10 protein-coding genes are annotated in these 13,034 nt (G+C 72.8%); 6 read left to right on the top strand and 4 right to left on the bottom strand.

Annotated elements, in window-relative coordinates; all coding sequences use genetic code 11:
* Window positions 1-216 precede the first annotated feature (216 nt).
* On the top strand, window positions 217-1,209 hold the full coding sequence (locus ACF088_RS26900) for an NAD-dependent epimerase/dehydratase family protein (protein WP_392378403.1): 993 nt from the start codon (window positions 217-219) through the stop codon (window positions 1,207-1,209).
* Between the two features lie 46 nt (window positions 1,210-1,255).
* Here the strand turns inward: ACF088_RS26900 and disA are convergent, their stop codons facing one another.
* Together disA and radA are read right to left on the bottom strand one after the other, a co-directional pair.
* A complete protein-coding gene (gene disA, locus ACF088_RS26895) occupies window positions 1,256-2,380 on the bottom strand; it encodes a DNA integrity scanning diadenylate cyclase DisA (RefSeq protein ID WP_392378401.1) in 1,125 nt (374 codons plus the stop codon).
* Between the two features lie 124 nt (window positions 2,381-2,504).
* The gene (gene radA / locus ACF088_RS26890) at window positions 2,505-3,917 is read right to left on the bottom strand and encodes a DNA repair protein RadA (RefSeq protein ID WP_392378399.1); all 1,413 of its coding nucleotides are present in this window, start codon (window positions 3,915-3,917) and stop codon (window positions 2,505-2,507) included.
* 384 nt (window positions 3,918-4,301) lie between these two features.
* Between radA and ACF088_RS26885 the strand changes: the two genes are divergently transcribed.
* The gene (locus ACF088_RS26885; protein WP_392378397.1) at window positions 4,302-6,137 is read left to right on the top strand and encodes a sigma-70 family RNA polymerase sigma factor; all 1,836 of its coding nucleotides are present in this window, start codon (window positions 4,302-4,304) and stop codon (window positions 6,135-6,137) included.
* 42 nt (window positions 6,138-6,179) lie between these two features.
* Here ACF088_RS26885 and ACF088_RS26880 read toward each other — a convergent pair whose 3' ends face one another.
* Entirely contained in the window at window positions 6,180-7,097 is a 918-nt protein-coding gene (locus ACF088_RS26880; RefSeq protein WP_392378396.1) for a hypothetical protein, read from the bottom strand.
* Between the two features lie 75 nt (window positions 7,098-7,172).
* Here ACF088_RS26880 and ACF088_RS26875 point away from each other — a divergent pair, with 75 nt between their 5' ends.
* From ACF088_RS26875 to ilvD, 4 genes are all read left to right on the top strand, one after another.
* Entirely contained in the window at window positions 7,173-8,099 is a 927-nt protein-coding gene (locus tag ACF088_RS26875; protein ID WP_392378395.1) for a Ppx/GppA family phosphatase, read from the top strand.
* 299 nt (window positions 8,100-8,398) lie between these two features.
* Complete coding sequence (locus ACF088_RS26870) at window positions 8,399-9,223, top strand: sugar phosphate isomerase/epimerase family protein (RefSeq protein WP_392378394.1); 825 nt, start codon at window positions 8,399-8,401, stop codon at window positions 9,221-9,223.
* Window positions 9,220-9,987, top strand: coding sequence for a TetR family transcriptional regulator (locus ACF088_RS26865; protein WP_392378393.1), 768 nt, complete (start codon window positions 9,220-9,222; stop codon window positions 9,985-9,987). Before ACF088_RS26870 ends, ACF088_RS26865 begins: the two co-directional genes overlap by 4 nt.
* Before the next feature lie 309 nt (window positions 9,988-10,296).
* Entirely contained in the window at window positions 10,297-12,147 is a 1,851-nt protein-coding gene (gene ilvD, locus ACF088_RS26860; protein ID WP_392378391.1) for a dihydroxy-acid dehydratase, read from the top strand.
* A gap of 113 nt (window positions 12,148-12,260) precedes the next feature.
* On the opposite strand, the gene ACF088_RS26855 is transcribed toward ilvD, so the two are convergent.
* Entirely contained in the window at window positions 12,261-12,842 is a 582-nt protein-coding gene (locus ACF088_RS26855; RefSeq protein WP_392378389.1) for a DJ-1/PfpI family protein, read from the bottom strand.
* Window positions 12,843-13,034 lie beyond the last annotated feature (192 nt).

Here is a 13,034-nt window from a genome sequence, read left to right as displayed (position 1 = left end):
GGGGCTGAGGCCAGGGGGTACGTCCCCCTCCCGCACCGGCACCTCCGCGCGTGCGGCCCGCGCACCTCCGCGGCTCTGCCCGTACGCGTCTCCGCTCCGCCCGTACGCGCCTTCGCGCACTCCACCCGTAGTGGAATCGCGCCTTCCCACCCGTAGTGGTTTCGCCGGTAGCGAGAGTCGGTGCTGCGGACGGCGCCGTCCGGGATAGTCGCCGCCATGAAGCTACTGATGCTGGGCGGAACGGAGTTCGTGGGGCGGGCGGTCGCCGAGGTGGCGCTGGCGCGTGGTTGGGAGGTGACGGTGTTCCACCGTGGGAATCACGCGCCGCCGGGAGGGGTGACGGCGCTGCACGGTGACCGTGGGGACGCGGCAGGGCTCGCGGCCCTGGAAAACGGCGAGTGGGACGCCGTCGTCGATACCTGGAGCGGTGCGCCGTCGGTGGTACGGGACAGTGCGCGGCTGCTGGCCGGGCGGGTGGGGACGTACGCCTACATCTCCAGCGGCTCGGTGTACGCCTTCCCGCCCACGGCCCGGCTCGATGAACGGGCGCCGCTGGTGACGGGCTCCGCGGACGCCACCGATGCCGAGGACTATGCACAGGCCAAGCGGGGCGGTGAGCTGGCCGCGGTCGAGGCGTTCGGGAACCGGGCACTGCTGGTGCGTGCGGGGCTGATTCTCGGGCCGTACGAGAACGTGGGGCGGCTGCCGTGGTGGCTGGGGCGGATCGCCCGCGGCGGCCCGGTCCTCGCGCCGGGGCCGCGGGGGATGGCGCTGCAGTACATCGATGTCCGTGACCTGGCCGAGTGGACGGCCGACGCGCTGCAGGCCGGGCTCGGCGGGCCGTACAGCCTGGTGAGCGAGGTCGGGCACGCCACCATGGGCGAGCTGCTGGAGAGTTGCGCGAAGGCCGTCGGCTCGGACGCCGAGCTGCGCTGGACCGCTCCGGAGGACGTCCTCGCCGCCGGTATCGAGCCCTGGACCGAGCTGCCGGTCTGGCTGGCGCCCGGTGAGCTGAGGGACGCGCTCTTCGGCGTCGAGGTGTCCAAGGCCCTGGCTGCCGGGCTGCGTTGTCGTCCCGTCGCGGAAACCGTCGCCGACACCTGGGCCTGGCTGCAGGCCGTCGGCGGGGTGGCACCGCAGCGCCCGGACCGCCCCGTACTCGGCCTGGACCCGGCGAAGGAGGCGGCGGCGCTGCGGCGGGCCGGCTGACCCCCTTGCCGATGAAGGGTGGCGGAGGCAGGCCCTGGGACGGGAGCTAGACGTACCGCTCCAGGATCGACGACTCCGCCAGCCGCGACAGTCCCTCGCGGACCGAGCGGGCACGGGTCTCGCCGACGCCGTCGACCGCCTGAAGGTCGTCGACGCTGGCGGCGAGCAGCTTCTGCAGGCCGCCGAAGTGGTCGACGAGGCGGTCGATGACCGTGCCGGGCAGCCGGGGGACCTTCGCCAGCAGGCGGAAGCCGCGCGGGGAGACCGCGGAGTCCAGTGTCTCGGGGGCGCCGCTGTAACCCAACGCGCGCGCCACGGTGGGGAGTTCGAGCAGCTCGGTGTGGCTGAGCGCGTCCAGCTCGGCGAGCGCTTCGACGACGGTACGGGAGCGCTTGGCGGTCGGCTGGGGGGCATAGTCGCGGACGACCAGCTCCCGCTCCGGCTCCACGCCGGCGATCAGCTCCTCCAGCTGGAGGGCGAGCAGCCGGCCGTCCGTGCCGAGCTCGACGACGTACTCGGCGATTTCCGTGGCGATCCGGCGGACCATCTCCAGGCGCTGGGCGACCGCGGTGACATCGCGGACCGTCACCAAGTCCTCGATCTCCAGGGCGGAGAGCGTGCCGGCGACCTCGTCCAGGCGGAGCTTGTAGCGCTCCAGGGTCGCCAGTGCCTGATTGGCGCGGGAGAGGATCGCGGCGGACTCCTCCAGGACGCGGCGTTCGCCGTCCACGTAGAGGGCGATCAGGCGCATCGACTGGCTGACGGAGACGACCGGGAAACCGGCCTGGATCGAGACCCGCTGGGCGGTGCGGTGGCGGGTGCCGGTCTCCTCCGTGGGGATGGAGGCGTCCGGGACCAGCTGGACGCCGGCCCGCAGGATTTTGGTGATGTCCTTGTCGAGGACCAGCGCCCCGTCGAGCTTGCACAGTTCGCGCAGCCGCGTGGCGGTGAACTCGACATCCAGGACAAATCCGCCGGTACACATGGATTCGACGGTCTTGTCGAAGCCCAGCACGATCAGCCCGCCCGTATTGCCGCGGAGGATGCGCTCCAGGCCGTCGCGCAGGGCGGTACCGGGCGCGACGGCGCTCAGCGTGGCGCGCATCAGGCTCTCGGTGCCGGAGCTTCCACCGGACCTGCCGGAAGTCGATGCCCGGTCGTTGGCTGCCACTGCACTCCTCCGTCGCAAGGTCTGTCGGTCCGCAGGCCGCCCGGCCCATGCTGTGTTGACGTACCAGCGGAGCGTACGTGGCCGACAGGCAATTCTGCGGTGACGGGCGAGACCAGGGCAAAGTCTACCGGCGTGCGCCCTCTTCCTGTGGGGCCTCCCGGCGCACTCGCTTGGGCAGGACGCTGAGGGCCGCTCCGACGTCGGCGACCTCCAGCACCCGCATTCCGTCGGGGATCTTGCCGGGGTCGGAGGGGACCAGGGCGTGGGTGAAGCCGAGGCGGGCCGCTTCGGACAGCCGCCGCTGGACGCCGGTGACCCGCCTGACCTCGCCCGCGAGCCCCACCTCGCCGATGGCGACGAGGTTCTTGGGCAGGGGGGTGTCGCTGGCGGCGCTGGCGAGGGCGAGGGCCACCGCGAGGTCGGCGGCGGGCTCGGTCAGCTTCACCCCGCCGACCGTCGCGCTGTAGATGTCGCGCTTGCCCAGGGCGCTGATCCGGCCGCGCTGTTCCAGTACGGCGAGCATCATCGAGACCCGGGAGGTCTCCAGCCCGGAGGTGGTGCGCCGGGGAGAGGGGATCTGGGAGTCGACGGTCAGGGCCTGGACCTCGGCGACCAGCGGGCGGCGGCCCTCCAGGGTCACCGTCAGGCACGTACCGGGCACGGCTTCGGCGCGGCGGGTCAAAAAGAGGCCCGAGGGGTCGGCGAGGCCGGTGATGCCTTCGTCGTGCAGCTCGAAGCAGCCGACCTCGTCGGTGGTGCCGTAGCGGTTCTTGACGCCGCGGACCAGGCGCAGCCGGGCATGCCGGTCGCCCTCGAAGTGCAGGACGACATCGACGAGGTGTTCCAGCAGGCGCGGTCCGGCGATGGCGCCGTCCTTGGTGACATGGCCGACCAGGAGGGTGGACATGCCGCGGTCCTTGGACGCCCGGATCAGTGCGCCGGCCACCTCGCGGACCTGGGCCATGCCGCCGGGGGCGCCTTCGATCTCGGGGGAGGCGACGGTCTGCACCGAGTCCAGGACGAGGAGCGAGGGCTTGACCGTGTCCAGGTGGCCGAGGACGGCGGAGAGGTCGGTTTCGGCCGCCAGATACAGATGGTCGTCGAGGGCGCCGATGCGGTCGGCGCGCAGCCGCACCTGGCTGGCGGACTCCTCGCCCGTCACATACAGGGTGCGGTGGGCGTCGGAGGCGGCCTTGGCGGCGACGTCCAGCAGCAGGGTGGACTTGCCGACGCCGGGCTCGCCGGCCAGCAGCGCGACCGCACCGGGGACCAGCCCGCCGCCCAGAACGCGGTCCAGCTCGGGCACGCCCGTCGAGCGGGCGGCGGCCTGCCGGCCGTCGACCTGGCCGATGGGCAGGGCCGCGGTGGTGACCCGGCCGGGTGCGGTCGTGCGCACCGCGGGGGCGCCGCCGAACTCCTCGACCGTGCCCCATGCCTGGCATTCGGGACAGCGGCCGAGCCACTTCGCGGTGGTCCAGCCGCATTCCGTACAGCGGTAGGAGGGGCGCTCCTTGCCCGAGGATTTACGCGTTGCCATGGGGTCACCGTAGCGGCGGGGTCTGACAACCCCCGCCCGAGCCCTTGTGGAGCAGGCCCGCGCCTTCCGGGAACACCCGCGCTTTCCGGGAACGCCCGCGCTTTCCTGGAATAGGGGGACACCCCCGTAGGGGAGGGGCCGGAGCGGGGGCCTCAGACGGGAGAGGCAGGAGCGGGGCCCTCGGACGGGAGAGGCCGGAGCGGCGGGGGCAGTGGGGCGGCTCCCTCGTCGGCGGTTGCGCCGCCCGAGTGGCGCAGACGAAGCGCCCCCGCAGTGTAAAGGGCCATTCGTGTCCTCTTTTGAGGGAGATGGTCACCCGTAAGGGTTAAAAGTGTCCAACGCGAGCAAGACCGGCTGCATCATCCGCCTACCGTCGCCGGGGTGATGAGCAGCAGGCCCGAGCACCCCACGCACTCCACCGGCGCACACCGGTCGCGCGGCGACGGCCGGCGCCGGAGCCGGCCGCAGCCGTCCGAGCGGCCCGGCCCGGACGCCGCACGCCCCCCGGACAAGCGCTCCGACGGCTACGACCCTTATCTGGACGGGCTGTTCACCTACTGCCTGTCGGTGCTGTGCGAACACGACGCGGCGACCGCGGTGCTCGGCGAGATGCTCGCGCTCGCCGAGCGGCACCACGGCAGGCGGCCCGCCGACCGGGGCCGGTACCGCTCCTGGCTCTACGCGCTGGCCCGTTGGGCCTGTCTGCGCCGGCTCGCCGAGCGGACCGGCCCGGCCGCCAAGGCACCGGACCCGGCCCCCACGGCGGCAGCCACTGCCACTGCCACCGCCACCACCACGGCCGAAGCCACGGGCCCGGCCGCCGCCGAAGCCGAGCGCCGGCAGCGTGAACTCGCCGCGCTGGCCTGGCCGGAGGCCGCCGGCACCACCCCCGAGCAGCGCGAGGCGCTGGAACTCTCGGTGCGCCATCAGCTGTCCGCCGACGAGGCCGCCGCGGTGCTCGGCGCCGACCCGATCGCCACCCGCGCGCTGCTGGCCACCGCCTCCTGCGAGGTGGAGCGGACCCGGGCGGCACTCGCCGTCGTCGAGTCCGGCCGCTGCCGCGAGGTCGCGCAGCTGGCGGGGGACACCCAGATGTTGCTGGGCGCGGCCCTGAGCCGGGAGCTGGTGCGCCATGTCGACGACTGCGCCGAGTGCCGGCGGACCGCCGAGCGGGCCACCGCCCCGGGGACCTGGCCGGGCACCGCGCCGGTGCCCCGGGGGGCACTGCCGCTGGTCGCCGCGCCTCGCGAGGCCGTGCTCGGCGCGCTGGCGGCGGCCCGGCGCGCCAAGTCGGGCCGCGCGGAGGGGGTGGCCGGTGCGGGCCGCGGCGTCCGGTCGGGTGGGGCAAACGGTTCTCCTCGCTATGACCGCAACGGATTTCCCGTCGGCCCCCCGACGGACCGGGTGGCCCGTCGGCGCAGGCTCCGCGGCCGCGCGCTGACCACCACCGTGGTCGCCACGGTGGTCGCCGCGCCGGTGCTGGCCCTGTGGGCGGCGTACCACGGCGGCCCCGCCACCGATGAGGCGGCGGACGCCTCGCCCTCGGTGACGGCCAGCGAATCGGAGAGCGGGGGACGGCTGGGCGGCCGCCCGTACGAGAACGCCGGCAACGCCCGGACGACGCCCGATCCCGGCTTCCGGGCCGGCGACGGGACGCCCGATGTGTCCGTCGAGGTGATCAGCGCGGACGGCACCCCGCAGCGGCCGGGCGAGCCGGGCAGCCGCGCGGAGTCGGGCCCCGGCCGGCTGACGGTCGCCGCGCAGCCCAGCGGCCGGACCACGGTGCTCACGCTCACTGCCGTGGGCCGGGCTCCGGTGCGCTGGAGCGCCTCGGCGGGCGCGGCCTGGCTGCAGTTGAGTCATACGGCGGGTTCGCTGCGGCCGGGCGAGTCCACCACGATCACGGTCGATATCGACCACGACCGGGAGCCCGCGGGCCACTGGCGCGCCAGGATCGCCATCGAGCCGGGCGGCACCGCCGTCACGATGAAGGGCCATGGCGTGACCGGTCCCGCCCCCGGCCCGCAGCGTCCGACGCCGGCGAAGCCGAAGCCGACGCCGACGCCGACGCCGCGCCCGTCGCACCCGGCGCCGACACCCACACCGACCCCGACGTCCCCGGCGCCCACCCCCACGCCCCCGTCGCCGACCACCGGGCCGACCGGCCCCGACCCGTCCTCGACACCGTCGAACACGACCCGTCCCGCCCGTGCCCGCTGAGCGCACCGGGGCCGCGTCGGCCCGGGCGGCCCCGACACGCGCCTACTTCTGCTTCTCCGACCTCTCCGACTTCTCTGACTTCTCCGACTTCTGCGGCTTCTTTGCGGGCTTCGGGGGCTTCGGGTCCGCCGGGTGCGGCGCCATCGGCAGCGTCGCCGCCAGCCGCTCCTCGCACAGTTCGGCGAGCTTGGAGTAGCCCTTCTTGCCCATCAGCTCGGTCAGCTCCGGCTTGTACGAGACGTACACCGGGTCGCCCGCGCCGTGCGCCGAGGTCGCGGAGGTGCACCACCAGTGCAGATCGTGGCCGCCGGGGCCCCAGCCGCGCCGGTCGTACTCGCCGATCGTCACCTGCAGGACGCGGGTGTCGTCCGGCCGGTCGATCCAGTCGTAGGTGCGCCGGACCGGCAGCTGCCAGCACACGTCCGGCTTGGTCTCCAGGGGCTCGCGGCCCTCGCGCAGCGCGAGGATGTGCAGGGAGCAGCCCGCGCCGGCCGGGAAGCCGGGGCGGTTCTGGAAGATGCAGGAGCCCTCCCAGCGCCGGGTCTGCCGGTCGCCGTCCTCGTCCTCCTGGACCCAGCCGGTCTGGGTGCCGACGTCGTGGTGCTGCCACACGTCGGGCGTGAGCCGTGCCACGTGCTCGGCCACCCGCTTCTCGTCGTCCTCGTCCGAGAAGTGCGCGCCGAGCGTGCAGCAGCCGTCGTCCGCCCGGCCGGCCTCGATGCCCTGGCACCCGCTGCCGAAGATGCAGGTCCAGCGGGAGGTCAGCCAGGTCAGGTCGCAGCGGAAGAGTTGTTCGTCGTCGGCCGGGTCGGGGAAGGTGACCCAGGCGCGGGCGAAGTCGAGGCCGACCTCGTCGGCCGGGGCCTGCTTCGGGGACCGCGCCCCCTCAGTCGCCTGAGAGCGCCGCTTTTCTTCCTTGGTGAGCGCTTTATCGTGCTTCGCCTTTTTCGTCTTTGCCACGACTCCAGCCTAAGGCGCGTCGAGGTGCGGACCGCGCCGACAGGAGGGAGGGGTGCGCGCAGTAGGTTTCCCCGTATGAGACTCGGTGTCCTCGATGTGGGTTCGAATACGGTCCATCTGCTGGTGGTGGACGCACACCCGGGCGCGCGCCCGCTGCCCGCCTATTCGCACAAGGCGGAGCTGCGCCTTGCCGAACTCCTCGACGAGGCGGGCGCGATAAGCGACGCGGGCGTGGAGCGCCTGGTGGCCACCGTTCACGAGGCGCTCCAGGTGTCCGAGGACAAGGGTGTCGAGAGCGTGCTGCCGTTCGCCACCTCGGCGGTCCGCGAGGCCACCAACGGTGAGGACGTGCTGCGCCGGGTCGGGGTGGAGACCGGCGTCGAGCTGCGGGTGCTCTCCGGTGAGGACGAGGCGCGGCTCACCTTTCTCGCCGCCCGTCGGTGGCTGGGCTGGTCGGCCGGCCGGCTGCTGGTGGTGGACATCGGCGGCGGCTCGCTGGAGATCGCCTACGGCCTGGACGAGGACCCGGACGTGGCGGTGTCGCTGCCGCTGGGCGCCGGCCGGCTGACCGCGGGCGACCTGCCCGGCGACCCGCCGGAGGCCGAAGACGTCCGGACGCTGCGCCGCCGGGTGCGCGCCGAGATCGCCAAGGTGGTGAGCGAATTCAGCCGCTACGGCACTCCCGACCGGGTCGTCGGTACGTCCAAGACCTTCCGGCAGCTGGCCCGGATCGCGGGCGCCGCGCGCTCGGCGGAGGGGCTCTACGTCACGCGGGAGCTGACCCGTAAGAAGCTGGAGGAGTGGGTGCCGCGGCTGGCCGGGATGTCCGCGGAGGAGCGGGGCGAGCTGCCCGGTGTCTCCGAGGGGCGCTCGCGGCAGCTGCTCGCCGGGGCGCTGGTCGCCGAGGCGGCGATGGACCTGTTCGGGGTCGAGACGCTGGAGATCTGCCCGTGGGCGCTGCGCGAGGGCGTCATTCTGCGGCGGCTGGACCACCTGCCGTAGGGCCTGGCGTGGGTCTGCCGTGGGGTCTGCCGTGGGGCCCGTCGTGGGTCTCCGTGGGGCCTGCGTGGGTCTGCCGTGGGGCCCGTCTCCCCGGTTCTCCCCGGCGTCCGCGGGCAGAGGCCGGGGAGACGCCCAGGCCGCTCGCCGGGCACGCCGGCCGTCGTGAGACTCGTCACGCCCCGGCCGGCCCCGCCACACGCATCGCCCCCTGTCGCACCGTCCCCCGCCTCCTCCGGCAGGGGGCCGCGGTCGCCGGACCTCCTGCCCCGCGCCCGGCCTTGGCCCGTACGCTGTCCTTCGTGACAGAGCCAGTGGTGCGCATCCCGGATGCGAAGGTCGCGCTGTCCACGGCCTCGGTGTATCCGGAGTCGACGGCGACGGCCTTCGAGATCGCCGCGCGCCTCGGCTACGACGGCGTCGAGGTCATGGTGTGGACCGACCCGGTCAGCCAGGACATCGAGGCCCTGCGCCGACTCTCGGACTACCACGGCGTGCCGGTGCTGGCCGTCCACGCCCCGTGTCTGCTGATCACCCAGCGGGTCTGGTCCACCGACCCCTGGGTCAAGCTCCAGCGCGCCCGCACCGCCGCGGAGAAGCTGGGTGCCTCGACGGTGGTCGTGCACCCGCCGTTCCGCTGGCAGCGCAGCTACGCGCGGGAGTTCGTCCGCGGGGTGTGGCGGATGGAGCACGAGACGGACGTGAAGTTCGCCGTCGAGAACATGTACCCGTGGCGCTACCGGGACCGCGAGATGCTCGCGTACGCCCCGGACTGGGACCCCACCAACGACGACTACCGGCACTTCACGGTCGATCTGTCGCACACCGCCACCGCCCGCAATGACGCCCTGGAGATGGTGGGGCGGATGGGCGACCGGCTGGCGCACGTCCATCTCGCCGACGGCAACGGCTCCGCCAAGGACGAGCATCTGGTGCCGGGGCGCGGCAGCCAGCCCTGCGCCGCGATGCTGGAGCAGCTGGCGGCCACCGGCTTCGAGGGCCATGTGGTCGTCGAGGTCAACACCCGGCGGGCGATGTCCGCAGCCGAACGCGAGGCCGACCTGGCCGAGGCGCTGGCCTTCACCCGGCTGCACCTCGCCTCGCCGACCCGGGTCCCGGGCTCGTGAGCGGCAGCGGGCACGACCCGGACGGTTCGCCTGCCGCACCTGGTTCGTCTCCCGCGCCTGGTTCGTCTCCCGCACCTGGTTCGTCTCCCGCGCCTGGTTCGTCTCCTGCACCTGGTTCGTCTCCTGCACCCGGTTCGTCTCCCGCGCCCGATACGCCGCCCGCCCCGGCCCGCCGCCGGGGCCGCCCGGCCCGCGCCGCCGCCGAGGCCGGTCCCGGTGCCCGTGAACGGATTCTGGCCGCGGCCCGTACGGAGTTCGCCGCGCGCGGCTACGACAAGACCTCGGTCCGGGGGATCGCCAAGGCGGCCGGGGTGGACGCGGCGTTGGTGCATCACTACTTCGGCACCAAGGAGCAGGTCTTCGAGGCCGCCATCGAGCTGACCTTCGCGCCCGCGCTGACCATGCCGGAGGCGATCGCGGGCGGCGGTGAAGGGGTGGGCGAGCGGATGGCCCGCTTCATGTTCGGCGTCTGGGAGAACCCCGTCACCCGGCAGCCGCTGCTGGCGATCATGCGCTCGGCGCTGACCAACGACACCGCGGCGGCGTTGCTGCGCGGGCTCATCGAGCGGCGGATGCTGCAGCGGGTGGCGGGCGAACTGCAGGTCCCCGACCCGCAGTTCCGGGTGCAGCTGGCCGCCGGGCACCTCATCGGGATCGCCATGCTGCGCTATGTGATCAAGATGGACCCGGTCGCCTCGGCGGACCCGGAGGAGATCATCGCCATGGTCGCCCCGACCCTCCAGCGGTATCTGACGCAGCCCTGACAGCCGGCTCCGGAACCGGAGACGGCGCGGCCCGCGATCGCCGACTCTGACGCGCGCCTGACAACCGGCTCCGATGCCGCTCCGAAGGCCCGGTCACCACCTTGAACTGCACGAACGGCGCGCACCCCACTGTCCGCACTGCGGTCAGCGGTCTCACATGCCGGAGCGACTGTCCAGATCTTGGATCAGAGGCGTAATCTCGACGGGAGCTGATATATGACGCCACCCGGTACGCGGCAGAGCCACGCGGCAGAGCCCAGGTACCGGAGCCGGCGGTCGTACGGACGTAATCCCGAGGGAGTGACCATCGTGCCCGAGCTGAGGTCCCGCACCGTTACCCATGGCCGCAACATGGCCGGCGCCCGAGCCCTTATGCAGGCCTCCGGCGTAGCGCGGGAGGACTTCGGCAAGCCGATCATCGCCGTCGCCAACAGCTTCACCGAGTTCGTGCCCGGCCACACCCACCTCCAGCCGGTCGGCCGGATCGTCTCCGAGGCGATCCACGAGGCCGGCGGCATCGCCCGCGAGTTCAACACCATCGCGGTCGACGACGGTATCGCCATGGGCCACGGCGGCATGCTCTACAGCCTGCCCTCCCGCGACCTGATCGCCGACTCCGTCGAGTACATGGTCGAGGCGCACTGCGCCGACGCGCTGATCTGCATCTCCAACTGCGACAAGATCACCCCGGGCATGCTGATGGCCGCGATGCGGCTCAACATCCCGACGGTCTTCGTCTCCGGCGGCCCGATGGAGGCCGGCAAGACGACCCTCGTCGACGGCACGGTCCGCACGCTCGACCTGGTCGACGCGATCTCGGACGCCGTCAACGACAAGATCTCGGACGAGGACATCCTCCGCATCGAGGAGAACGCCTGTCCGACCTGCGGCTCCTGTTCCGGCATGTTCACCGCCAACTCCATGAACTGCCTGACCGAGGCGATCGGCCTCTCGCTGCCCGGCAACGGCTCCGTGCTGGCCACCCACACCGCCCGCAAGGCGCTGTACGAGAACGCCGGCCGCACGGTCGTCGAGATCACCAAGCGGCACTACGACGAGGACGACCACACCGTCCTGCCGCGCAACATCGGCACCCGCGCCTCCTTCGAGAACGCCATGGCCCTGGACATCGCCATGGGCGGCTCGACGAACACGATCCTGCACCTGCTCGCCGCGGCCCAGGAAGCCGGTCTCGACTTCGACCTGGAGGACATCAACGCGGTCTCCCGCCGGGTGCCCTGCCTGGCCAAGGTCGCCCCGAACGTCGCACCGGGCGGCACGTACTACATGGAGGACGTGCACCGGGCCGGCGGCATCCCCGCCCTCCTCGGCGAGCTGTGGCGCGCCGGACTCCTCAACGAGGACGTGCACACCGTGCACAGCGCCTCGATCGAGGAATGGCTCAAGACCTGGGACGTGCGCGGCGGTTCGCCCTCCGACGTGGCCGTCGAGCTGTGGCACGCGGCCCCCGGCTGCAAGCGCTCGGCGACCGCCTTCTCCCAGTCCGAGCGCTGGGACAGTCTCGACGTCGACGCCGAGGGCGGCTGCATCCGCGACCTGGCACACGCCTACTCCGTCGACGGCGGCCTGGCGGTCCTCAAGGGCAACCTCGCCGAGGACGGCTGCGTCGTGAAGACCGCCGGCGTCGACGAGTCGATCTGGAACTTCGAGGGCCCGGCCGTGGTCTGCGAGTCGCAGGAAGAGGCCGTCGACAAGATCCTCAAGAAGCAGATCAAGGAGGGCGACGTCGTCGTCATCCGCTACGAGGGCCCCAAGGGCGGCCCCGGCATGCAGGAAATGCTCTACCCGACGTCCTTCCTCAAGGGCCGCGGCCTGGGCAAGGCCTGCGCGCTGGTCACCGACGGCCGCTTCTCCGGCGGCACCTCCGGCCTGTCCATCGGCCACGCCTCGCCCGAGGCGGCGTCCGGCGGCACCATCGCCCTCGTCGAGGACGGCGACCGCATCAAGATCGACATCCCGAACCGCACCATCGAACTCCTCGTCGGCGACGTCGAGCTGGAGTCCCGCCGACTGGCCCTGGAAGGCGTCTACGCCCCGAAGAACCGCGAACGCAAGGTCTCCCAGGCCCTGCGCGCCTACGCGGCGATGGCGACCAGCGCGGACAAGGGCGCGGTGCGCGATGTGAGCAAGCTGGGCTGAGCGGGGCCGGTTCGGCAAGCGGGCCGGTACGGAGAGCGGTGCGGCGGACGTCGAGGGCGTCCACCGCGCCGCACCGCGCCGCGTTCAGCGAGGATGCTCCCCTGCGAGGACGATCAGGAGCTGCGCCGGACGACACCGCGCTGCTCGTACTCCATGACGGACTCGACGCTGGTGGCGAGGGCTGCTCCGCATTCACGGGTGATCATCCAGAGCGCCAGATCGATGCCGCTGGTCACACCGCCCGCGGTCACCAGGTTCCCGTCGTCGACGACGCGCGCGTCGACCACCTTGCCGCCCTGGGCGGCCAGTTCGGCCTTGGCGAGGTGGTGTGTCGTGCACGGACGGCCGTGGGTCAGGCCTGCCGCGGACAGCACCATGACTCCCGTGCAGACACCGGCGACGGTGACTCCGGCCTCCTGCGCCCGTACGAGGTCCCGCAGGACCTCCGGATCGTTGATCAGCTGGTCGCCGCCGCCCGGCACGATCAGAAGATCGGTGTCGGTGGGCTCCCATGCGGCCGGCACCGTGACTTCGGTGCCGAAGAAGCAGGTCACCTTGCCAGGAGCCGAGGGCCGCACCAGCGTCGTGTGCACCTGGCCGCCCGCCCGCTCGGCGTGACCGAATACGTCACGCGGCCCGATGAAGTCCTGCTCCTCCACCCCGTCGTACAGGAGGATCTGAACGCGTAAAGGCATCTGCTGTGTCTCCTTGGTCGGTGCAGTGTCCGCGGATGCCGCGGACACTGCGGGGTTCCCGATCCAGAAGTCTGCTGCGCCGGTCGAAGAGTTCCCGGTCGATGAGTTCCCGTCCGGCCCGGTGCGCCGACCGACCGCCCCTTGGTACGGCGACGGCCCCCGTCGCGGGCGAGCGACGGGGGCCGGTATGTG

Origin of the sequence: Streptomyces sp. NPDC015125 (assembly GCF_043080045.1) — a bacterium.
Lineage (GTDB): Bacteria > Actinomycetota > Actinomycetes > Streptomycetales > Streptomycetaceae > Streptomyces.
Note: the sequence above shows the minus strand (reverse complement) of the source record. Positions and strands in the feature narration are given on the sequence as shown.